This is a genomic window from Ligilactobacillus agilis (genome assembly GCF_025311475.1).
Classification (GTDB): domain Bacteria; phylum Bacillota; class Bacilli; order Lactobacillales; family Lactobacillaceae; genus Ligilactobacillus; species Ligilactobacillus agilis.
This window is the reverse complement of sequence record NZ_CP104397.1, coordinates 449,660-469,908: the sequence shown is the minus strand read 5'-3', so window position 1 is coordinate 469,908 and position 20,249 is coordinate 449,660. Positions and strand designations below refer to the sequence as shown.

Below are 20,249 nucleotides of genomic sequence, written 5' to 3'. Positions count from 1 at the left end.
GTTTCACTTAAGGAGGAATTTTTTGTGACAAAAGAAATCAGTCCAGAACAATTAGCCGACTTTCAGGCTAATTTAAATACCCAACCTGCCCACGACGTAATCGAACGGGCTGTGACTAAAAATGGCATTTTAAAAACAGCTGCTGACTGGCAAGCAGAAGTTGACATGGCCCCTGTTTTTTCTATCGACCTTGATACTGGTAAGGTGGCCAACCAAAAACAATCCGGCCGTTGCTGGATGTTTGCTGCCTTAAACACCATGCGTCACGATATGAAAAATAAGCTCAAAATCGAAGGCGACTTCGAATTATCCCAAAGCTACACTTTCTTTTGGGATAAGCTAGAAAAGGCCAACTACTTCTACCAAAATGTCCTAGCCACTGCTCAATTACCAACTAGCGACCGAAAAGTAGCTTGGTTGATGACCACACCTCAACAAGACGGGGGCCAATGGGATATGTTCATGGCCATCATCGAAAAATATGGGGTCGTACCTAAGTCAGTCATGCCTGAAAGCTTCAGCTCCAGCGCTTCCCGCGAATTTAACGCTACTTTGAACCTTAAGTTGCGTAAGGATGCCGTAGAACTTAGAAAGTTAGTCGCCGCTAACGCTTCAGAAGCAGAAATTGCTAAGCGCAAAGAAGAAATGCTAGCGGAAGTCTACCGCATGGCTAGCTACAGCTTCGGACAACCACCAGTTAAGTTTGACTTCGAATACCGTGATAGCGACAAGAACTACCACATCGACCGCGACTTGACTCCTAAGGCCTTCTTTGCTAAATACATCGGTTGGAACCTTAGCGACTACGTTTCTATCATCAACGCACCAACCGCTGACAAGCCTTACAACCACATGTACACCGTGGAAATGTTAGGTAACGTTGTGGATGGCCGGCAAGTTCGGCACCTAAACGTGGACATGGCTACCTTCAAACAAGTTGCCATTGACCAATTAAAGGCGGGCGAAAGTGTTTGGTTCGGTTGTGACGTTGGCCAAGAATCAGATCGCCAAAAAGGTATCATGGATACTAACCTTTACCACAAAGATGAACTTTTCAACGTTGACATGCAGATGACTAAGGCAGACCGGCTCGATTACGGCGAAAGTCTAATGACTCACGCCATGGTCCTAACCGGGGTTGACCTAGTTGATGACAAACCAACTAAGTGGAAGGTTGAAAACTCTTGGGGTGAAAAAGTCGGGACGAAAGGCTTCTTCGTAATGAGCGACGCTTGGATGGACGAATACTGCTACCAAGTAGTTGTTAACAAGAAGTTCTTACCAGCAGAATTACAAGCAGTCCTAACTGAAGAACCAAAGGTCCTTGCTCCTTGGGACCCAATGGGTGCTTTAGCCTAAGTTTTAAATAAAATCTAGTCAAAAAGAGGCCGGGAAAATTTTCCGGCCTCTTTTTAGATAGTTAATTCAAGTAAGTTGCCCTCTAAATCTGTAACGACAGCCTCATAATAGCCATCGCCCGTAATTCGCGGACCACTAAGCAAATCACAGCCAGCCGCCCTTAGCTCCTTAACCTTGGCGTCAACAGCTTCCTTAGACCCTAGATTAAAAGCCAGGTGGGCCAGGCCTAAGCGCTCAGTGGCTACTTGAGGTAGGTCAGCTTTATGGCAGAGTTCTAGCCGCGCCCCTTCCGCCAAGTTAATAAAATAAGAGGAAAAGCCTGTCCGCGGATTGTGGTATTTAGGCCCCGCCTGCCCGTCAAAATACTGGCTATAAAAGTCCTTAGCCGCCTCTAAATCAGCTACAAATAAGCCTAGGTGTTCAATTTTCATCTAAAATCCCCCTCTAGTTATTAGGATTTGAATAATTTGTACCAATAAATTATAATATAGACTGTAAGCAATTTCAAATAACGAGAGAGGACACTTATTTATGGAACAAAAACTTATTTTCCTAGATATTGATGGAACCATCCTAGGTTATGATGGCACCCTCCCTGCTAGCGCGGTTACGGCCATCAAGACCGCCCGCCAAAATGGTCACAGGGTTTACCTCAATTCAGGCCGCAGTAAGGCTGAGTTACCTAAGGAACTGTTAGCCATCGGCTTTGACGGGATTATCGGTGGCAATGGTAACTACGTCGAAAATGACGGCCAGGTCATCTTTCACCAGGCCTTACCACTTGAGACTGAACAAGCCATCGTTGCCTGGCTAACTGAGCGTGACTTGCCCTTCTACCTTGAAAGTAACGCCGGCCTGTTTGGGAGTCCAGACTTTGAAATCAAAGCCAAGCCCGCCTTTCAAGCCTACATTCACGGAAAAAATCCCCAAGTAGATACCAGCAACTTAAAAGTTGAAGACGAGCTCCACGGGCTAATTTTAGGGGCAGACCTCACCCGGACTGACGTCAACAAAATCAGCTTTGCCCTAAAATCCTACCAGGATTTCTTGGATGCCAAAGCTGCTTTTCCAGACCTCGAGGTAGGAACTTGGGGCGGCAAGGACGAGTTAGCCTTGTTTGGTGACCTCCGCCCTAAAAATATCACCAAGTCTAACGCCATTGATCACCTGCTTACCTTCCTAAACGCCACTAAGGAACAAACCGTAGCTTTTGGGGACGCCAAGATTGACATCCCGATGTTTACCTACTGCAACTTGGGGGTTGCCATGGGTAACGCCGGCCCCGAAACCAAGGCCGCAGCCGACTTGATTACCACTGACCTTATGGACGACGGACTCTTTAACGGCTTTAAAGAAATCGGGGTGCTTTCAAATGACTAAGAAATTATATTTAATGCGCCACGGGCAAACCCTCTTTAACCAAATGCACAAAATTCAAGGTTGGTGTGACTCACCGTTGACGGAAGCTGGGATTAAACAGGCACAGGCAGCCGGTCGCTACTTCAAAGAAGCCGGCATTCACTTTGACGCTGCCTTTTGTTCAACTGCCGAACGAACTAGCGATACCTTAGAGATTGCCACTAACAACGCCCTCCCTTACACCCGCTTAAAGGGCCTGCGTGAATGGGGCTTTGGCCGTTTTGAAGGACAAGACGAAGCCCTAAATCCCCCTGCTCCTTACGGGGATTTCTTCAAGTACTACGGCGGTGAGGGCCAGAGTCAAGTTGAAGCCCGGCTGGTTGAAACCCTAACGGATGTTATGGAACAAACCAGTGGCCAAAATATTCTCGCCGTCTCTCACGGTGGGGCTTTGATTAACTTCTACTGGGGAATTACCAACAAACGCAGCGAATTTTTGCCCATGACTAACTGCGCCATTTGCGTTTATGACTTCGCTGACGGTCACTTCACCTTCAAGGACCTAATCCAACCAACCTTGCTTTACCAGGAGAATGTTCAATGACAAAGACACTATACTTAATGCGCCACGGGCAAACGCTCTTTAACCAAATGCATAAAATTCAAGGCGCTTGTGATTCCCCGCTAACAGACTTGGGTATTAAGCAAGCCAAACTAGCTCGGGCCTACTTTAATGACAGGCAAATAAAGCTTACCGCTGCCTTTTGTTCTACTTCTGAGCGGGCTAGTGATACCTTAGAGATTGTTACTAATAATAGCTTACCTTACACCCGCCTTAAGGGACTAAAGGAATGGAATTTTGGTCGCTTTGAAGGCCAAGATGAATCCTTAAATCCACCTTTACCTTACGAAGATTTCTTTAAAACCTTTGGCGGTGAAGGTCAAAGCGAAGTTGGAAGCAGAATGGAAGCAACTATCTTAGATCTCATGAAAACCGCCCCAGGTGGAAATGTCTTGGTGGTCTCTCACGGTGCCGCCTGCGCTTGCTTCTACCGCCAAGTCACCGGACAAAGTCGCCTTCCCGTTAAGGGCATCAAAAATTGCTCTATTTTCAAATACGAATATAAAAACGGTAAACTGACTTACCAAGACTTGTGGCAACCGGATTTTAGCCAACTGAACCAGTAATTACAAAAGACCGCCCAAGTAGGAACGGTCTTTTTATTAATATTTAAGTAAGCCTTGCTCACTTAGGAATTTTTGGGCGACTTGACGGGGTGATTTTTTCAAGACATCCACTTGATAATTTAGCTCTTGCATCTGCTTGGTTGTAATTTTACCCGCTAACTGATTTAAAACTGGTTTTAAGGCCGGATATTTTTTCAAGGTCTCCGCTCTCATTAACGGAGCCCCTTGATAAGGTGGAAAGAGCTGGCGATTATCTTGCAAGACTTTAAGGTGATAGCGTCTGATTTCACTATCGGTCGAGTAAACGTCAATAATCTGAATATCCCCTCGCTCAAGCGCCTTATAGCGCAAGGCTGGCTCCATGGTTTTCACCTTTAAATTTAGCTGGTACTTACTTTGTAAGCCTTTGTTGCCGTCGGCCCTTTGACTAAACTCAAGGGTAAAACCGGCTATTGCAAAGGAACTAACCTTTTGTAAATCACTAATGGTCTGTAAATGGTATTTGGTAGCAAAATCTTGCTTAACCGCCAACGCATAAGTATTTTGATAGGCCATTGGTCTTAGGTAAACCAAGTCATCCTCTCGTTTAATTCCTAGCTTAGCCTGTTCATATACAAGCCGGGCGTTATTTGAAGATTTAGGAGGATTTTTTAACAAAGTTTTGGTAATCGTCCCAGTAAATTCCGGATAAAGATCAATTGCCCCTGACTTTAGCGCCTGGTATAAAAAGGCCGTTTTCCCTAAATTTTCCTTTAGTTCAACTTTAATGTCGGTTTGATTTTCTATTAACAGTTTATACATTTGAATCAATATGTTAGGCTCGGTCCCAAGCTTACCGGCAATTATTAAGGGTTGATTAAAACTTTTGTTCTTGATCTGAGGCAAAAAAGAACCGGCAGTTAAAATAACTAAGATAGTAACTATCAAGCTAATCTGCTTTAACTTCAACTTTTTCAAGAGGTTAATAACTAAACTAAAGCCAATCGCTAAGCCGGCGGATAAAATTGCTCCGATTAAAATTAGCTTATTATCTTGGCGATCAATCCCTAAAAGAATATAAGTTCCTAATCCCCCCGCCCCGATTAAGGCGGCTAGAGTAGCGGTCCCGATAATCATAATACCACTTGTCCGGACCCCAGATAAAATCATAGGTAAAGCTAGCGGAAAGTCAACTTTCTTAAACTTTTGCCAGTTAGTTAGACCTAATGCAAGGGCTGCTTCCTCAAGGGTCGGGTCAATACTTCTGAGTCCGACCAAAGTATCTTGTAAAATCGGAAAGAGACCATATAAAACCAAGGCAACCAAGGCGGGGCCAAAGCCAATACCTAAAAAAGGAATTAATAGCCCCAAGATGGCTAGAGAAGGAATGGTTTGCAAAATACCTGTCAACTGTAATACAAACTCTGACAGCTTATTAAAGGGCCTAAGTACCACCGCTAATATAAGTGCTAATAAGCTTGCAAGCAAGAGGGCAGTTAATGATAATTGCATGTGCTCAAAAACTGCTTGGCCAATACTAGTCAATAGCTTTCCCCCCTTGCAAAAATTGGGTCACTAAGGAATTTTTAGGCTGCGCTAACAGTTCTGCCACTGGACCAAACTGTAATAATGTTCCCTCATAAATTAAGGCTAATCTATCCGCCAATAACTTTGCTTCAGCCATATCGTGGGTAACAAAAACAATCGTTAGCTGGTATTTCACCTGCAAACGTTTAATTAGTGCCTGTAACTGGCGACGATTTAGGGGATCAAGCGCACTAAAAGGTTCATCCATTAAAATTACTTTAGGTTTAGTAATCAAAGCTCGGACAATCCCCACTCGCTGCTGCTGACCTCCTGATAACTCGCTAGGATAACGCTCCAATAACTCAGGATTTAAATCAACTTTTAGCAGCCAGTCTTTAACTAAAGCTCGCCACTGACCTCTAGGAATCTTTTTTAACTCCAGCATTAACGCAATATTTTCAAAGACGGTCATATGCGGAAAAAGCGCAACCTCTTGTAAAACATAACCGGTGTTTAAGCGTAGTTGCTGTACAGATTGGTCTTCTAACGGACGATTATCCAATAAGATTTTACCTCTACTTGGCTCCACCAAGCGATTTAACATTTTTAGTAAAGTCGTCTTACCACTTCCACTAGGACCAACTAAACAAATAAATTCACCTGTCTGAATCTTTAAGTTAATATCTTTTAAAACTACTTTATCTTGGTAACTTTTACCAATAGCTTGTAATTCAATCATCTACTTTATTTTCACCTACCTGCATCATTTTCCTCAACTTCTAGGTATAAAATTAATTAAGACTTTTTGTAACATAGGCTAAAAATATTCACGAACTTTGCTTATTAATATTTTTAGACGCACTCGGCATAGGGAAACACCAAAAGCTAGTACCATCTCTGCTGCTATTAGGAAAATCATCTTTCCCTCTTATAAGGTTAGGTAATCAGTTGCTAAGCCTTGCAAAAAGTACTCATCATGTTCAACCAAAATCATAGTGGGTTTAAACTTGACCAGCAAGGCTTCTAATTGCATCCGGGCATAAATATCAATGTAATTTAAGGGCTCATCCCAAATATAGAGGTGAGCTGATTGACACAGACTGGCCGCGATTAAGACCTTCTTTTTTTGGCCCTCCGAAAAGTTAGCCATGTCTTTTGAAAACAGGTCCCGTTCAAAATCTAACTTCCGTAAGAGGGTAAAGAGCAAGGTCTCATCTGTTCCTAGCTGCTCGGCGTAAGTCTTAATTGGGCCCGCTAAGAAGCTAGCATCCTGAGGCAGGTAGGAAATTTTTAGTTGGGGCTTAACCGTTAAATTTCCCTGGTAAGGGATAGCTTGACCTAAAAAGAGCTTCAATAAGCTACTCTTACCACTCCCGTTAGCCCCTGTTAAGGCTAAGCGTTGCCCTTGCTTTAACTCAAAGCTAACCGCCTTACTTTTCCAACCATTGGAATAAGTAATCTGTAAATTCTCTGCCCAGGCCAGGCGCTGTTCGTGAAATGTTAGCGGGCTTAACTTTAGTTCTGAAATAGTCTCGAGATTATTCAGCAAGCCTTCCTTAGCGGCTAATTCCTTGGTCTGCCGTTTTTGCAAGCTCTTAGACCGTTGCATCATCTTCGCAGACTTATGACCAACATAGCCCTTGTCTAGCTTGGAACCCGAATTGGTCGTCCCATTTTTAGACCGTTCCACCTTATCCGACCAACTAGCAGATTGACGGGCCGCCGTCTTTAGGCGCTTGACCTCTTTTTTAAGGCGGTCATTTTGGGCTAACTTATTGGCCTGTTCGTTTTCAAAGTTTTGTAGCCAGGTCGAAAAATCCCCCTTAGTTAGACTGATATCCGCCCGGTTAAGGGATAAAACGTGGTCAATACAGGCATCCAAGAAGTTACGGTCATGCGAAACTAGGATAAAGCCGGTTTTCTTTTTTAAATAGTTGGCCACCAACTTACGCCCGGCCACGTCTAGGTGATTGGTTGGTTCGTCAATCAATAAAAAGCAAGCCGGCTTTAAAAATAAGCCCGCTAGCAGGACCTTAGTTTGCTGCCCCTTAGATAGGGTCGAAAATGGTAGCCACAAGCTATCGGCCTCCATCCCTAAATAGGACAGTTCCCTAACAACTTCCCATTCCTGGGCAGTGGGGGCAATGCCTTGTAAAAGCTCACCGACAAACTGATCCTCATCAACCACCGGGTAAGGAAAGTATTCAAACTTAAGTGAACTGGTAATATTGCCCCGGTAGTCTAACTTACCTAACAGTAATTTTAAAAAGGTCGTTTTGCCCCGACCGTTTCTACCAACTAGGCCTAACTTCCAGCTACTGTCTAACTGTAAATTTAAGTCCGTAAAAACATTTTCACTGCCATTAGGGTAAGCAAAAGTTACATTATTAATTTGAATTATCGACATAAAATACCTCCGCATTTTAGGCGGTATCTGTCACCGCCAATTTATTTGAGTGTATTTTCCATCTTCATTAATTCCACCTTCTTTCTAGTCAGTAGGCCAAAATAAGTCGTCTAAGCCTTTATCCAAGGTCTGACAAATCTTGATACAAAGGTTAAGCGACGGGTTGTAGTTGCCCTTTTCAATCGCTGAAATTGTTTGGCGCGAAACCCCGACTAACTGGGCTAGTTCTTGTTGGGATAAGTCTTTACCGGCCCGAGCTGCCTTTAACTTGAGATTTTTCATTAGTCCGAAACCCGCTTTTTCCTGAGGCTAACCGTTAAGGCAAAGGCTACTAGCAACATAAACAGCCCTGCTAACAGTAAATAAACATCAAGAACCACTGCCACTTGCTTAGCGCTTAGCCAGTCAAAACAGGCTAGGCCAAATGAAATCAAGCCCGGTCCAAACCAAACTAAGCCAATTTCACCTAGGCTCACCTTGGTCTTAAATGGCAAATAGGCTCCCTTACTAATTGCATAACAAGTATAAACTACTAAGCCTAACCAAATGCTGATTACCGGACTAATTAGCGCCCACCTGGCACTGATCATTCCTACTAACTGTCCACCCAAACTAATAAAATTAAATAATAAAACTAACCAAAAAGCATAGCGGTAGCCCTTAGCTTGCAAGGCTACTTGCATCTCATCGTATCCTGTGTGAGAACGATTAACCAAAATTATCACTAACGCCACCAAAAATAATAACGTTAGGATTCCTAAAAAAAGTTTTACCATTTCAAACGCCTTCCTTCTATTCTTACAAGCATAATATAAAATATAATAAACTTAATGTCAAGTTTATTTTACATCAACGAAAAAACTTGCTTTTCAGCGTGCTGGTTAGCTAAACTAAGCTTAACTTACTTTAAAAGAGGTGCTGCTATGGCCTACTGCTACTTGCTACTCGCTATTTGCTTAGAATTAATTGCCACTAACTTTCTTAAACTGTCGGCCGGCTTCTCTAGGCTGGGCCCCACTATTATTACAGTCAGTGCTTACTGTGCTTGCTTTTACTTCTTCTCGCTTAGCCTAAGGGGAATTAAGCTAAGTATTGCCTACGCCACCTGGTCGGGCGTGGGAATTATCTTTGCCAGCTTGCTTTCCTACTTTCTTTTTAAGGAAAGCCTTACTGGCTGGCAGCTACTGGGATTGGGACTAATTGTTTGCGGGACCATCATTGCCAACCTAACCGGCGGACATTAATTTAACTGAAAGGACTTGATTTAATGCCAACTACAACCCAGCCTAAAACTTACACCATTGGTCAGGTGGCAGCCATGTTTAACCTGTCTACCTACACCCTGCGCTACTACGATAAGGAAGGGTTGATTCCTAACTTAAAAAAAGACGCCGCGGGAAACCGGGCCTTCTCGGAAGAAAATCTCGCCACCATTAACATCATCGAATGCATTAAGAAAGCCGGAATGCCAATCAAGGACATCAAACAATTTATCGCTTGGTGCAATCAAGGAGACGCTAGCCTTAAGCAAAGACTGGCCATGTTTCAGCAGCTACGGCAAGACGTGTTAGGCCAACTGGCTCAGTTAGAAGAAACGCTGGCCACAATTGAATACAAGTGCGACTACTATCAACAAGCGGTCGCCGCCGGAACGGAAGCCTCCGTCAAAGCTAAAGCCCACAATACGGAAAACGTCCATGATTAAGTTTTTAGATTTAACTTTCCAAATTTTAATAAAAAGTGTAAGCTAAGAATAATACTATTTAAGGACGTGATTAAATGATTGGAACACTTACTAATACCTGCGCCATCCTAGTTGGAACTAGCATCGGCTGCCTACTCCGCAGTGGTTTAAAGGAAAAATACCGCCAAGTCCTCTTTTTAGCAATGGGCTTAGCCGCCTTTGGAATTGGTTTAGAGAATCTGACCAACGCAATGCCCAAAAGTCACTATCACGTCCTCTTTATCGTTAGCCTCGCTATTGGGGCTTTGTTAGGAACCTGGTGGCAAATCGACAAAAAATTCAACGCACTTGTAACTAAGTACAGCCAATCTCAGGTCGGCCAGGGCCTAGCCACCGGGGTCTTGCTCTACTGCTTTGGGGCCTTATCAATCGTCGGGCCTGTTATGGCTGCGGTTAAGGCTGACTACACCATGTTGTTTACCAATGCCACCTTGGACTTTGTCACCTCGATTATCTTTGGGGCCAGTTTTGGTTGGGGGATGCTGTTAGGAGCGCCCGTCTTATTTTGCTGGCAGAGTAGTATTTACCTAATCGCCAAGTTTCTTTCGGCTTCCTTCTTTAGTGGCCCACTTGTAACCGAATTAACTATTATTGGGGGCTTTTTGATTACCGCCTCAGGTATCTCCCTCTTAAAACTGCGGGAAATCAAAACCCTTAACTTCCTACCAGCTTTATTTGTACCAGTCACCTTCTTTCTAGTTAAAGGCTGGTTGGGCTGGTAAAATAAGCGGGGCGCGCTTGCTAACAATCTGCAAGCGTGCCCCGCTTTTAACGTCTATTCACACCAATTAATTAGAGGTCAATCCCTAGATAAGCCGCTACTTGGTTAACGTCCTTGTCGCCGCGCCCTGAAACAGTTACGATAACCAAATCATCCTTTCCTAGCTGAGGAACCATCTTGATTGCCTGTGCTAAGGCATGGGAGCTCTCCAAGGCGGGAATAATTCCCTCCGTTTTAGAAAGGAGTTGGAAGGCTGCTACCGCCTCGGCATCGGTAACGGCATAATATTCCGCCCGCTTAGCGTCTTTCAAGAAGGCGTGTTCTGGTCCAACCCCCGGATAATCCAAGCCGGCCGAAATCGAATAGGCCGGTAACACCTGGTCGTCATCATCCATTAACACGTAAGTCTTCATCCCATCGCTAATGCCAACCCGACCGTTAGTCATGGTGGCAGCATTATCAGGCGTATCTACTCCCTTACCCGCCGCTTCGGCTCCGATTAAGCGAACGGCTTGGTCGTCGATAAACTCAGCAAAGGACCCAATCGCATTAGAGCCCCCACCAACACAGGCGATAACAGCCGTTGGCAAGCGTCCTTCCTTGGCCAAAATTTGGGCCCGGGCTTCCTTACTAATTACACTTTGGAAGTCCTTAACCATTTGGGGGTAAGGGTAAGGCCCCACCGCCGAACCCACAATATAAAAGGTATCAGCTAGGTTGGCCGCAAAGTCGGCAAAAGCCGCGTCGACGGCATCTTTTAAGGTCCTGGTCCCCGTCTTGACCGGGTGAACCTTGGCCCCAAGTAAGGTCATCCTAAAGACGTTTAACTTTTGGCGCTGGCAGTCGAGCTCGCCCATGAAAATCTCACATTCAAGCCCAAACCTAGCTGCCGCAGCGGCCGTCGCCACCCCGTGTTGCCCCGCACCGGTCTCGGCAATAATCCGTTTCTTGCCCATCCGTTTGGCTAGCAGGATTTGCCCTAACACGTTGTTTAACTTATGTGCCCCTAAGTGATTTAAATCTTCTCGTTTCAAATAAACCTTGGCTCCACCCAAGTAATTGCTTAGTGATTCGGCGTAATACAGTGGTGTTTGGCGACCGGAATAATCCGCTAAGAGCCCCTGTAATTCGGCTAAAAAGTCCGGATCTTGGCGGTAACGCTCATAGGCAGCTGCCACCTCCGTTAACGCATCCTTTACTTGCTTAGGAACATATTGACCACCAAATTCACCATAAAACATGTTTGTTGTTACTGTCATAACTATTTACCTCGCTTTATTAATCGTTTTTTGGACCTATGCGGGTAAATAAAAAAACTAGCCGCCATCACTATGCCGACTAGTTAACCGTAGATGATTACCTTGGCATAGGCCCTTGATTTACACGTAAATCGAAGTAAGCCTACACCACTAAATGTAAACTTACTTAGCTATGCCAGTTTTGCCAACGAGTAGTTTTCATCATTCGTAATCATCCTTTCTCTTAAAGTATCCTAAGTATAAACCTCATCATTTTTTAATGTCAAGACTTTTTTATGATTATTTAGGGAGTGAATTCTAAAATTTTTCTTTTTTTGAATTGATTCCGCCTGCTTTTGCGAATCATATATATGAAGGGGTATCTTTCTTCAAAAAATTACGGAGGTTTTTTACATGAATCAATTTGATAACCAAGAACCAAACTGGGGTAACATCAACATCACCGACAAGGAAATGTTTAACCAGGTGATGCAACACGACAACTTATGCCTGCGCTTTTTACAAACGGTCTTTCCGTCAGCTAAACTAACAAAGCTAACCCCTGTTTCTGAATCTGAACGCCAGGAAGCCTTAGGGGCAGACAGCGACTTGTTAGACCTTTTAGTCTATGATCAAAACCAGTATTTATTTCACATCAGTCTCTTAGACCAACCTGTTAGCCCCGATGACATCGCAGACTTAGTCGTAGCCACTAGCAAGGCCCTTGTCCCCTTTCACCAAAAATTCAAGTCCACTGCTAGCCAGGCTAGTGGTCTGTATAACATCATCGTCTACCCTTATCACTACCTAGATGACGATGGAGCCTTGCACCGCTTCCACGGCCTGTTTGTGCTTAAGAGCTTGCAAGTCATCAACGTCAAAACCGTCTTAATTACTACCAGCGACCTGCCAGCTTAGACTAAAATAACAGCCAGACTAACAATTTGCTAGCCTGGCTGTTACTCTTCTCTTCCCAATGTAAATACCTAATTTAAACGCTCTTCTTAGTTTTCTGGTCGCACAGTTCCTAAGCGCTTCTTGCTTTTCGGTGCAAATAAAATACTACCATCCGCTAATAACTTGGGCTTATATTCCTTGGCCACCTTAATATTGAAATCTTTCGGAACCGTTAAAACAGTGGAATTACCCACTTTACGTGTTTTAACAATCATAAATCCCTACCTACCCCTCTCTCTTATGCCTTGCCCCCTAAACATACCCTTTCCGTAAGATTGTATTATTTATGTTAATAAAGTTCAACTATTTTCCCTCAATTTAATAAAAGTTTATTTGGGATGCTTACCCGCATGCCTTAATAACTTCCACTTACTTGGAATCGGGGTAAATAAAATCTTGCCGCCACTATTTTCTAATAACCTGGCGATAAACAGTTGGCCTACCGCTACCTTAAACTTTTTAGGGATGGTTACCACTACAGAGTTCCCTACTTTCCGCGCCTTCACTCTCACTTTACTCACCCTTTCTGTCAATCACCCAACAGTTGCGCGAACGTAAAACCCTACTTACTTTTGCGTCAAATCGTAGCTCTGAGCTAGTAAGTCTTTAATCTGTTCAGCTGCGATTTGCTTAAGCCTAATCGAAATCCAGGTTGCCTTATTCATGTGGTAGGCTGGTAAAAAGCCCGGCATTTGCTTCAACAGCCCCACTAATTCAGGGTCTAGTTTGACATTTAGTAGCTCTTCGCTTCCCTGCCCACTTAAGCCCAGCTTCGCAGCCGGCACAGTCATCACAAGTGCAAACCACTTTCGGTTAGCTTGCTGACGAAAAACCGCATAGGTGGGAAATTTTTGCCACAAATATTCCGCTTGGACTTGATATTTTTGCTCAATATAGGCCAATAATTCTTTTTGTTCCATCCTGCCACCTCATGCTCATTCTATCATTTATTTTTATTAAAAGATAGTTTTTTGAGTATAAACAAAAATAGACCGTCACCCCCGTGCCCTGGAATGACAGCCTTTAATCTTTTTAAATTTAGTCAGATAATTTATCTAAAGCTTGAGCAAAGTCGGCGATTAAATCGTCAGCATTTTCGATTCCAACCGAGATTCTAATCAAGTCAGGCGTAACCCCGGCCGCCTTTAGTTCCTCCTCGCTTAGTTGTGCGTGGGTGGTTGAAGCTGGGTGGATAATCAATGACTTAGCGTCGGCCACATTTGCTAGTAAGGAGAAGAGCCGTAAGTGATCGATTAATTCCTGGCCAGCTTGCTTGTCCCCCGTTAACCCTAAGGTAAAAATTGAACCGACCCCTTTAGGGAAGTACTTTTGCGCAAGGACGTTGTACTTATTATCAGCTAACTCTGGGTAGTTAATCCAAGCCACTTCTGGCCGGCTTTGCAAGAAGTCAATCAATTTGCGGGTATTTTCCACGTGGCGTTCTACCCGCAGCGACAGGGTTTCTAAGCCTTGTAACAGTAAGAATGAGTTGAAGGGACTGATGGCCGCCCCGGTATCACGGGCAACTTCCGCCCGAATCTTAGTGGTAAAGGCGGCTCCCTTGAGGTCGGCAAACTTCAAGCCTTCATAGTGCTCGTTTGGTTCCGTAAAACCAGGGTAGCGACCACTAGCTTGGTAATCAAAGTCACCCTTTTCCACAACCACTCCCCCCATCGTGGTCCCGTGGCCGCCAATAAACTTAGTGGCAGAATGAACCACCACGTCGGCCCCATGGTCTAGGGGCCGCACTAGGTAAGGTGTGCCAAAGGTGTTATCCACAATGAATAGCAGGCCGTGCTTGTGGGCGATTTCTCCCAGGGCTTCAAAGTCAACTAGATTAATCCCGGGGTTACCGATACTTTCCACGTAGATTGCCTTTGTCTTCTCATTAATCTTTGCCTCAAAGTTGGCTGGGTCGTCAGGGTCCACAAAGTGGGTAGTGATTCCCAACCGCTTTAGGGTCACACTAAAGAGGTTGTAAGTTCCCCCGTATAAGGTGCTAGCAGCCACAATTTCATCCCCACTACCGGCGACGTTTAAAATGGCGTAGGTGATTGCTGCTGACCCAGAAGCAAGGGTAATCCCGGCACTCCCGTTTTCTAAGGCGGCCACCCGCTTATCGACTACTTCGGTTGTGGGGTTAGTCAAACGGGTATAGATATTGCCTGGGTCTTTTAAGGCAAAGCGTTCTGCGGCTTGCTTGGCGTCCTTAAAGACGTAAGAAGTTGTTTGGTAAATCGGTACGGCCCGGGCACCTGTTTCATCTAAACCTTGGCCAGCATGAACTTGTAGGGTTTCAAAGTGATCGTTAGTGGTGGTTACTTGTTTTTCAGTCATAATAAATCCTCATTTCTATCCAATTTTTTGAATTACTTGTAGCCAGTTAGTGTACAGACGCACACTGGTCGGCTGCCAACTGTTTACAATCTGACGTTGGCGGTAGTAATTTGAAGGTAGACTAATCTTTTTACCCAAGCGGACATCCCGTTGGTACTCGCCTGCTAGCGTTTCAGTCGCATACTCGGGGTGGCCGGTAATAAAGAGGTTCTTCAAATCACTCGTGGCTAATAAGAAGGCCTCCACTTCGTTTGAGCTTGCCAAGAGCTGTAAGTCTTTAGGAAGCTTAGGGGGCAAATTCAAATTAGTGTGGCGTGACTGCGGCATTCGCAGTAGGCCTCCCGAACCGAAGCCCTTCAAAAAATGGTTAGTTTCTGCTTGAATCTTTGCTTGATAAATTCCAAAAAGTTTTGCCTTTCGGGCAGTCTTTTCAATCCCATACTGGACCTTTAAAGCGGCCTGGCTAGCCCAACATTCAAACAAGGCGTAGGTATTGGTTGCTTGCGCCCAAGCGACTAGCTGACAAAAGTCATGCCAATAATCTACTTGTTCAAACGCCAGGTGTTCAACCGGCGCGCCGGTAACAATTACGCCGGCAAAATTTTGCTTGAGAGCTTGGCTTAAGGGCAGGTAGGTTTGCTTAACCACCGGCCCATCACCATGGCGGAAATGATGACTGTCTGGGTAAGCAAAGGTCACCTGGCAATTAATTTTGGTTTTGGCTAGCAGCTTTAAAAACTGTAGCTCCGTTTCTAGTTTGGTCGGCATTAGGTTAACAATTAGCAGTTCTAAGCCCGCCTCACCACTTTCCTGCCAAAGTTGCTTGGTTTTTGCAAGCCCATTTTTGCTGGTCACCGTCATCATCTCACATCCCTTCGTAATCTAAAGCTTTAACCCCAGACTTCCTTAGCAGTTGACACTACCAGCTTTAACTTAGCCCACTGGTCAGCTTCCGTTAACTTATTACCTGTTTCGGTTGAGGCAAACCCACACTGGGTACTAAGGGCCAGGTCAGCTAGGTCAACATACTGGCTAGCCTCTTTAATCCGGGCCTTTAACTCAGCCGGCGCTTCTAACTGTGGTCTTTTGCTAGTAACTAGGCCTAAAACCACCCGTTTTCCAGCTGGAACGTATTTTAATGGTGCAAAACCACCGGCCCGTTCATCATCAAATTCAAGGAAATATCCATCATAATCAGTGGCAAATAAGTCAGGCGCAATTTGATCATAGCCACCGCTGAAAAGCCAGCTAGAAGCGTGGTTGCCCCGACAAATGTGGGTGGTTACCGTCAGGTCGCTTGGTTTATTAGCTAAGGCTTCGTTAATAATTTGCCGGGAAATCTTGGTTGCTTCAACCGGGTCAATTCCCTTAGCCTTTAAGTCGGCCCGCTTATGTTCGTCAACTAAAAAGGCCCAGTTGGTATCATCAAATTGTAGGTAACGACAACCTAGTGCGTAAAAAGCTTGGATGGCATCCGAGTAGGTCTTGGCCAAGTCATGGTAAAAGTCATTAAGATCAGGGTAGACTTCACTTAGCTTTGAAGTCCCGTCGTTAGCTAAGACCTCTTGGCGGTAAAGCATGGTTGGGGCAGGAATCGTTGCTTTGGCTAACACCTCCGGCCCGGCTACTTCCTTTAAGAAGCTAAAGTCCTTAAGGAAGGGGTGGTCGAAGTTAAAGGAGAGTTTATCAACCACGCGGACGTTGTAGGCTGGGGCGTTGGTTCCATGGAACTGTTGGTTATAAGCTTGAGGGTGATAGCCTTCAACCCCATTTAGGTTCTCTAAGAAATCTAAGTGCCAAAAGCCGCGCCGAAATTCTCCGTCGGTTACCGCCTGTAAGCCAACTTCTTTTTGCTTAGCCACTAGGTCAGTAATTAACTTATCTTCTAGGGCCCGCAAATCATTTTTACTTAGTTTGCCTTCCTTAAACTCTGCCCGGGCCTGCTTTAATTCCGCCGGTCTTAAAAATGATCCAACGATATCGTAATGTGCTAAGTTTGTCATCCTAATTCCCCCATACTTCCTTGGCTGTTTCAATTACTAGCTTGATTTTTTGCCACTGTTCTTCTTCAGTTAAAATATTGCCTTCCTCGGTGGAAGCAAAACCACATTGAGTGCTTAACGCTAAATTTTCTAAGGAAACGTATTGGCTTGCTTCCTCAATCCGCTTTTTCAACGTCGCCTTATCCTCTAGCTCGGGCCGCTTGCTGGTTACTAGGCCCAAGACCACACGCTTGCCGGCTGAAAGTGCTGCTAGTGGTTTAAAATCACCTGACCGCTCATCATCAAATTCAAGGTAAAAATCACTTACGTTTTCCTTGGCAAAAACGTGGTCCGCTACTACTTGGTAGCCCCCCTTAGATGCCCAGGTGGAGTGGTAATTCCCCCGGCAAATGTGAGTGGAAACCCGCAGATCGGCTGGGAGGTCCCGGAGTGCTTCGTTATTCAAACGCAGGTAAATTTCTTGAAGTGCATCCCTATCAAATTCAGTTTCATCCCGCTGTTCCCAATAGCGGTCATCAACAACCATCCCCCAAGTACAGTCATCAAGTTTGACATCGCGACACCCCGCTTCATACAAAGCTAAGATTAAATCGCGGTAGGCATTAGAGATATCTGTAAATAACTCGTCGTCGCTTTCGTACACTTTGCGTAAGGCTGCCACGTTTTCAGGCCCCCGCACCAACTCCGCATATAACTGAGCGGGAGCAGGAATTGATTGGCGGGCAGTTAAATTTGTTCCAGCTGTTAACTGCTTTAAAAACTTAAAGGCTTCTAAATCTGGGTGGGTCCCAGCAAAAGCAATCTTACCCACCACCCGAGCTGAATCCGGTCTAGTTTCTTCATCATGGAAGAAGTAGCCATGCTTACGCACGATATGTTCAATTCCGGCAAAGCCCCAAAAAGTATCTAAGTGCCAGTAACTTCTGCGAAACTCACCGTCAGTCACAACTAACAGTCCACTAGCTTCTTCCTTAGCGACTAAGTCCTTAATCGCTTGGTCTTCAACTGCCTTTAAAGCAGCTGCGTCAATCCGGCCTGCCTCAAAGTCGGCCCGGGCTTGCTTTAGTTCCTGCGGTCTTAAAAATGATCCAACAATGTCGTAATGTGCTAAGTTTGTCATGTTAATTCCTCCTGTCTGGCTATAAAAAAACGCCCCTAGTAAACGAAAGTTTACTAGGGACGTGTCAATTTCAAATCCACGTGTTACCACCCGTCATTTAGTATTATTTCACAATAATACCCTCACTAAGTACACTAATGTAAGCTATACTCGTTCGCTATAACAGGCGACCCCTGTTGACCGCTCGCAAACAGCTCACGATCAAATTAGCTCCAAGACCATCTTCACTAAGCTTTCGTCACACCGCCTCTCACCTGCCGCGGCTCTCTTTAGTGCTATTCACATTAGTTACTCATCTTTTCTCAGCTATTTCTAATTAATATGCCATTATAATATCGTGCTGACCTCAACTTGTCAACACCCTTTTAAAACTTTTTTGAAATTATTTTTTCCATGTCATACCAGACCTCGTTAGCGTGAGTCGAGGCAGATTGGCCTTGGTTGTGATATCCATTTCGTTCATAAAAGCCAATCCGGTCGGCTAGACAGGTCAGTGATAAACTGCTAATTTCCTTAGCTTTAGCCACCTCTTCCAAAGCTGTCAACAAGGCTGAGCCTAGCTTTTGCCCACGTTTTTTAGGCGCAACTGCAATCGATAAGATATTGAGGTACTTCCCGTCTGAAATGGGTTTAGCTTGCGCTTCGTACATCCAATCTTCAACGTAGCGGGTAGTTGTGACCAGGCCACAAACAAAACCACAAACTTGCCCCTGATCGGCTACTGCAACCAAAAAAGTTTCCGCCATATTTTCAATTCGGGCAGCAAAGGTCGATGCGCTAGCCGCTTCAGCTGGACTAAAGCCTGCTTGTTCAATCGCTACCACTGCCTCTAAATCACTTTTTTGCACCTGTCTAACTTTCATTTTCATCCTCCAATTCTAAAACCGCCTGCTGACTAGTGTCATATTCCAAAATCGGCCACTCATTTTTAATTAACATATCCTCACCACTTTCTCATCTTGCAGCAAGCTTATCATCGGTAAGCCTTTACATGCAAGTCCTCTTTTCTTATACTGAAGGTAATTCAAGTTTGGGAGGAATTTTTATGACAAATAACTTTTTAAAAGCCGTAGCCGGCGGGCTAATTGTTTCTTGCCAGGCTTTGGAAAATGAGCCCTTACACGGCTCTCACATTATGGCTAAAATGGCGCTAGCAGCTAAGCAGGCCGGGGCCGTCGGGATTCGGGCTAACTCTGTCAGTGATATTTGTGCTATCAAACAAGCAGTCTCCCTGCCTTTAATCGGCATTATTAAAAAAGACTACCCAGACTCAAAGGTTTATATCACCCCGACTTTAGCTGAGATGCGCCAGGTCGCCCACACTAACGTAGAGGTGGTGGCTTGCCAAGTTACCAACCAACCCCGGCCCCATAACGAAGACTTACAGGCTAGCCTGCGGGCCTTTCGCCAAGAATTCCCTGACACCTTACTGATGGCCGATACGGGGGATTTGGCCGATGTTAAACTTGCAAGTAAGCTGGGCTTTGATATTATCGGGACCACCATGCACGGCTACACTCCAACTACCCAAAATGCCAACATTGCTGACAATGACTTTGCCTATCTCAAAGAGGTCCTCGCTACTACCGAGCTGCCAGTGATTGCCGAAGGTAAAATCGATACGCCCGCTAAGGCCAAACGGGTCTTGGAGTTAGGAGCGCACGCAGTGGTAGTCGGTGGCGCCATCACCCGCCCTCAAGAAATTGCCCAAAGATTTGTCGACCGCATCAAGGCCTCACACTAAAAAAGCCCCCTTTTGCAAAAAGGGAGCTTTTTTCTAGCCGAGTTCTTGGCGCAACTTTTCCACAAAGAGGTAAGCCGCTGGACAATAGAGGGTATTTTTAATGGTCAGATGGTTAATTTGGTAAATCTTTTTGCGGTCGGTGTGGGGAAATTCCCGGCAGGCCTTAGGGCGCAGGGCGTAAATCGAACAAAGGTTATCCGCCCCTAAAAAGGGACAGGGCATGCAGTTAAAGACCTTGTCGCCATCCTCATCTACCCTGAGGTAGGTTTCCTCAAACTTTCCCAGTTTCATCCGCATCGCCTTGGCAATCCGCTCAATATCCGCCTCCGTAAATAAGGGGCCCAAACTCTTACAACAGTTAGCGCACTTGGTACAGTCAATTTGTTCAAAGACTTCGTTATGCACCTTTTGGACCAGTTGATCTAAGTGCTTGGGCTTTTTCTTCTTTAAGGTCGCCAAAAACTTGGCATGTTCCTTTTGTTTTTGTAAGGCCAAATCGTGGTAGTGGGCCACATCCACTTGGCCATTCTTTAAATAAACCGTTTCTAAACTTTTTGCCATCTTAT

25 protein-coding genes are annotated in these 20,249 nt (G+C 44.9%); 9 read left to right on the top strand and 16 right to left on the bottom strand.

The annotated features are described in order from the left end of the window. Positions 1-24 precede the first annotated feature (24 nt). Entirely contained in the window at positions 25-1,359 is a 1,335-nt protein-coding gene (locus tag N4597_RS02265; RefSeq protein ID WP_260904425.1) for a C1 family peptidase, read from the top strand. Between the two features lie 53 nt (positions 1,360-1,412). Here the strand turns inward: N4597_RS02265 and N4597_RS02260 are convergent, their stop codons facing one another. Continuing rightward, positions 1,413-1,790: a VOC family protein gene (locus N4597_RS02260; RefSeq protein ID WP_260904423.1), complete on the bottom strand. Its 378-nt coding sequence runs from the start codon at positions 1,788-1,790 to the stop codon at positions 1,413-1,415. Positions 1,791-1,890: 100 nt separating this feature from the next. On the opposite strand from N4597_RS02260, the gene N4597_RS02255 reads away from it, so the two are divergent. From N4597_RS02255 to N4597_RS02245, 3 genes are read left to right on the top strand one after another with little or no spacing between them, the layout of a single operon-like run. Continuing rightward, complete coding sequence (locus N4597_RS02255; RefSeq protein WP_260904421.1) at positions 1,891-2,739, top strand: HAD family hydrolase; 849 nt, start codon at positions 1,891-1,893, stop codon at positions 2,737-2,739. Further along, positions 2,732-3,322 (top strand): histidine phosphatase family protein, encoded by a 591-nt coding sequence (locus N4597_RS02250; RefSeq protein ID WP_260904419.1) that lies wholly within the window; start codon positions 2,732-2,734, stop codon positions 3,320-3,322. The genes N4597_RS02255 and N4597_RS02250 overlap by 8 nt, the downstream gene beginning before the upstream one ends. Continuing rightward, positions 3,319-3,906 (top strand): histidine phosphatase family protein, encoded by a 588-nt coding sequence (locus N4597_RS02245; protein WP_260904415.1) that lies wholly within the window; start codon positions 3,319-3,321, stop codon positions 3,904-3,906. Before N4597_RS02250 ends, N4597_RS02245 begins: the two co-directional genes overlap by 4 nt. A gap of 36 nt (positions 3,907-3,942) precedes the next feature. Here the strand turns inward: N4597_RS02245 and N4597_RS02240 are convergent, their stop codons facing one another. The 5 genes from N4597_RS02240 to N4597_RS02220 all read right to left on the bottom strand — a co-directional run bounded on the left by N4597_RS02240 (position 3,943) and on the right by N4597_RS02220 (position 8,595). Next, complete coding sequence (locus N4597_RS02240) at positions 3,943-5,397, bottom strand: ABC transporter permease/substrate-binding protein (RefSeq protein WP_167589296.1); 1,455 nt, start codon at positions 5,395-5,397, stop codon at positions 3,943-3,945. 25 nt (positions 5,398-5,422) lie between these two features. After that, positions 5,423-6,151, bottom strand: coding sequence for an ATP-binding cassette domain-containing protein (locus N4597_RS02235; protein ID WP_101811886.1), 729 nt, complete (start codon positions 6,149-6,151; stop codon positions 5,423-5,425). A gap of 189 nt (positions 6,152-6,340) precedes the next feature. Continuing rightward, positions 6,341-7,819, bottom strand: coding sequence for a ribosomal protection-like ABC-F family protein (gene abc-f / locus N4597_RS02230; RefSeq protein ID WP_260904411.1), 1,479 nt, complete (start codon positions 7,817-7,819; stop codon positions 6,341-6,343). Positions 7,820-7,903: 84 nt separating this feature from the next. After that, on the bottom strand, positions 7,904-8,101 hold the full coding sequence (locus N4597_RS02225; protein ID WP_172578996.1) for a helix-turn-helix transcriptional regulator: 198 nt from the start codon (positions 8,099-8,101) through the stop codon (positions 7,904-7,906). Next, positions 8,101-8,595, bottom strand: a complete 495-nt coding sequence (locus N4597_RS02220; RefSeq protein WP_101811985.1) for a hypothetical protein — start codon at positions 8,593-8,595, stop codon at positions 8,101-8,103. The genes N4597_RS02225 and N4597_RS02220 overlap by 1 nt, the downstream gene beginning before the upstream one ends. A gap of 147 nt (positions 8,596-8,742) precedes the next feature. On the opposite strand from N4597_RS02220, the gene N4597_RS02215 reads away from it, so the two are divergent. The 3 genes from N4597_RS02215 (at position 8,743) to N4597_RS02205 (ending at position 10,285) form a co-directional block, all read left to right on the top strand. Further along, on the top strand, positions 8,743-9,063 hold the full coding sequence (locus tag N4597_RS02215; protein WP_089144275.1) for a DMT family transporter: 321 nt from the start codon (positions 8,743-8,745) through the stop codon (positions 9,061-9,063). Between the two features lie 23 nt (positions 9,064-9,086). After that, positions 9,087-9,524 carry a MerR family transcriptional regulator gene (locus N4597_RS02210; RefSeq protein WP_101811987.1) on the top strand — a complete coding sequence of 146 codons (438 nt, stop codon included), beginning with the start codon at positions 9,087-9,089 and terminating at the stop codon, positions 9,522-9,524. Positions 9,525-9,598: 74 nt separating this feature from the next. Next, positions 9,599-10,285: a DUF554 domain-containing protein gene (locus N4597_RS02205; protein ID WP_260904409.1), complete on the top strand. Its 687-nt coding sequence runs from the start codon at positions 9,599-9,601 to the stop codon at positions 10,283-10,285. A gap of 70 nt (positions 10,286-10,355) precedes the next feature. Here the strand turns inward: N4597_RS02205 and trpB are convergent, their stop codons facing one another. Next, positions 10,356-11,543, bottom strand: coding sequence for a tryptophan synthase subunit beta (gene trpB, locus N4597_RS02200; protein ID WP_172584699.1), 1,188 nt, complete (start codon positions 11,541-11,543; stop codon positions 10,356-10,358). Between the two features lie 393 nt (positions 11,544-11,936). Between trpB and N4597_RS02195 the strand changes: the two genes are divergently transcribed. Beyond that, positions 11,937-12,440 (top strand): hypothetical protein, encoded by a 504-nt coding sequence (locus tag N4597_RS02195; protein ID WP_260904408.1) that lies wholly within the window; start codon positions 11,937-11,939, stop codon positions 12,438-12,440. Positions 12,441-12,526: 86 nt separating this feature from the next. Here N4597_RS02195 and N4597_RS02190 read toward each other — a convergent pair whose 3' ends face one another. The 8 genes from N4597_RS02190 to N4597_RS02155 form a co-directional block, all read right to left on the bottom strand. Beyond that, positions 12,527-12,694, bottom strand: coding sequence for a hypothetical protein (locus N4597_RS02190; RefSeq protein ID WP_167589260.1), 168 nt, complete (start codon positions 12,692-12,694; stop codon positions 12,527-12,529). A 114-nt stretch (positions 12,695-12,808) separates the two neighbouring features. Continuing rightward, on the bottom strand, positions 12,809-13,000 hold the full coding sequence (locus tag N4597_RS02185) for an AbrB/MazE/SpoVT family DNA-binding domain-containing protein (protein WP_172579625.1): 192 nt from the start codon (positions 12,998-13,000) through the stop codon (positions 12,809-12,811). A gap of 45 nt (positions 13,001-13,045) precedes the next feature. Next, positions 13,046-13,399: an MmcQ/YjbR family DNA-binding protein gene (locus tag N4597_RS02180; RefSeq protein ID WP_167589263.1), complete on the bottom strand. Its 354-nt coding sequence runs from the start codon at positions 13,397-13,399 to the stop codon at positions 13,046-13,048. A 118-nt stretch (positions 13,400-13,517) separates the two neighbouring features. Continuing rightward, entirely contained in the window at positions 13,518-14,816 is a 1,299-nt protein-coding gene (locus N4597_RS02175; protein ID WP_260904404.1) for an O-acetylhomoserine aminocarboxypropyltransferase/cysteine synthase family protein, read from the bottom strand. A 15-nt stretch (positions 14,817-14,831) separates the two neighbouring features. Next, positions 14,832-15,680, bottom strand: coding sequence for a homoserine O-succinyltransferase (locus tag N4597_RS02170; protein ID WP_260904403.1), 849 nt, complete (start codon positions 15,678-15,680; stop codon positions 14,832-14,834). Between the two features lie 26 nt (positions 15,681-15,706). Continuing rightward, a complete protein-coding gene (locus tag N4597_RS02165; protein ID WP_260904401.1) occupies positions 15,707-16,819 on the bottom strand; it encodes a 5-methyltetrahydropteroyltriglutamate--homocysteine S-methyltransferase in 1,113 nt (370 codons plus the stop codon). A 1-nt stretch (position 16,820) separates the two neighbouring features. Then, a complete protein-coding gene (locus N4597_RS02160) occupies positions 16,821-17,939 on the bottom strand; it encodes a 5-methyltetrahydropteroyltriglutamate--homocysteine S-methyltransferase (protein WP_260904399.1) in 1,119 nt (372 codons plus the stop codon). Positions 17,940-18,304: 365 nt separating this feature from the next. Then, positions 18,305-18,802 (bottom strand): GNAT family N-acetyltransferase, encoded by a 498-nt coding sequence (locus N4597_RS02155; RefSeq protein WP_260904397.1) that lies wholly within the window; start codon positions 18,800-18,802, stop codon positions 18,305-18,307. 182 nt (positions 18,803-18,984) lie between these two features. Between N4597_RS02155 and N4597_RS02150 the strand changes: the two genes are divergently transcribed. Further along, the gene (locus tag N4597_RS02150; protein ID WP_260904395.1) at positions 18,985-19,683 is read left to right on the top strand and encodes an N-acetylmannosamine-6-phosphate 2-epimerase; all 699 of its coding nucleotides are present in this window, start codon (positions 18,985-18,987) and stop codon (positions 19,681-19,683) included. Between the two features lie 33 nt (positions 19,684-19,716). Here N4597_RS02150 and N4597_RS02145 read toward each other — a convergent pair whose 3' ends face one another. Continuing rightward, positions 19,717-20,244 (bottom strand): YkgJ family cysteine cluster protein, encoded by a 528-nt coding sequence (locus N4597_RS02145; protein ID WP_172579634.1) that lies wholly within the window; start codon positions 20,242-20,244, stop codon positions 19,717-19,719. Positions 20,245-20,249 lie beyond the last annotated feature (5 nt).

Coding starts and splice junctions, on each gene's coding strand:
- N4597_RS02260 (WP_260904423.1), bottom strand. CDS start 1,790: ATGAAAATTGAACACCTAGGCTTATTTGTAGCTGATTTAGAGGCGGCT.
- N4597_RS02255 (WP_260904421.1), top strand. CDS start 1,891: ATGGAACAAAAACTTATTTTCCTAGATATTGATGGAACCATCCTAGGT.
- N4597_RS02250 (WP_260904419.1), top strand. CDS start 2,732: ATGACTAAGAAATTATATTTAATGCGCCACGGGCAAACCCTCTTTAAC.
- N4597_RS02245 (WP_260904415.1), top strand. CDS start 3,319: ATGACAAAGACACTATACTTAATGCGCCACGGGCAAACGCTCTTTAAC.
- N4597_RS02240 (WP_167589296.1), bottom strand. CDS start 5,397: ATGCAATTATCATTAACTGCCCTCTTGCTTGCAAGCTTATTAGCACTT.
- N4597_RS02235 (WP_101811886.1), bottom strand. CDS start 6,151: ATGATTGAATTACAAGCTATTGGTAAAAGTTACCAAGATAAAGTAGTT.
- abc-f (WP_260904411.1), bottom strand. CDS start 7,819: ATGTCGATAATTCAAATTAATAATGTAACTTTTGCTTACCCTAATGGC.
- N4597_RS02225 (WP_172578996.1), bottom strand. CDS start 8,101: ATGAAAAATCTCAAGTTAAAGGCAGCTCGGGCCGGTAAAGACTTATCC.
- N4597_RS02220 (WP_101811985.1), bottom strand. CDS start 8,595: ATGGTAAAACTTTTTTTAGGAATCCTAACGTTATTATTTTTGGTGGCG.
- N4597_RS02215 (WP_089144275.1), top strand. CDS start 8,743: ATGGCCTACTGCTACTTGCTACTCGCTATTTGCTTAGAATTAATTGCC.
- N4597_RS02210 (WP_101811987.1), top strand. CDS start 9,087: ATGCCAACTACAACCCAGCCTAAAACTTACACCATTGGTCAGGTGGCA.
- N4597_RS02205 (WP_260904409.1), top strand. CDS start 9,599: ATGATTGGAACACTTACTAATACCTGCGCCATCCTAGTTGGAACTAGC.
- trpB (WP_172584699.1), bottom strand. CDS start 11,543: ATGACAGTAACAACAAACATGTTTTATGGTGAATTTGGTGGTCAATAT.
- N4597_RS02195 (WP_260904408.1), top strand. CDS start 11,937: ATGAATCAATTTGATAACCAAGAACCAAACTGGGGTAACATCAACATC.
- N4597_RS02190 (WP_167589260.1), bottom strand. CDS start 12,694: ATGATTGTTAAAACACGTAAAGTGGGTAATTCCACTGTTTTAACGGTT.
- N4597_RS02180 (WP_167589263.1), bottom strand. CDS start 13,399: ATGGAACAAAAAGAATTATTGGCCTATATTGAGCAAAAATATCAAGTC.
- N4597_RS02175 (WP_260904404.1), bottom strand. CDS start 14,816: ATGACTGAAAAACAAGTAACCACCACTAACGATCACTTTGAAACCCTA.
- N4597_RS02170 (WP_260904403.1), bottom strand. CDS start 15,680: ATGATGACGGTGACCAGCAAAAATGGGCTTGCAAAAACCAAGCAACTT.
- N4597_RS02165 (WP_260904401.1), bottom strand. CDS start 16,819: ATGACAAACTTAGCACATTACGATATCGTTGGATCATTTTTAAGACCG.
- N4597_RS02160 (WP_260904399.1), bottom strand. CDS start 17,939: ATGACAAACTTAGCACATTACGACATTGTTGGATCATTTTTAAGACCG.
- N4597_RS02155 (WP_260904397.1), bottom strand. CDS start 18,802: ATGAAAGTTAGACAGGTGCAAAAAAGTGATTTAGAGGCAGTGGTAGCG.
- N4597_RS02150 (WP_260904395.1), top strand. CDS start 18,985: ATGACAAATAACTTTTTAAAAGCCGTAGCCGGCGGGCTAATTGTTTCT.
- N4597_RS02145 (WP_172579634.1), bottom strand. CDS start 20,244: ATGGCAAAAAGTTTAGAAACGGTTTATTTAAAGAATGGCCAAGTGGAT.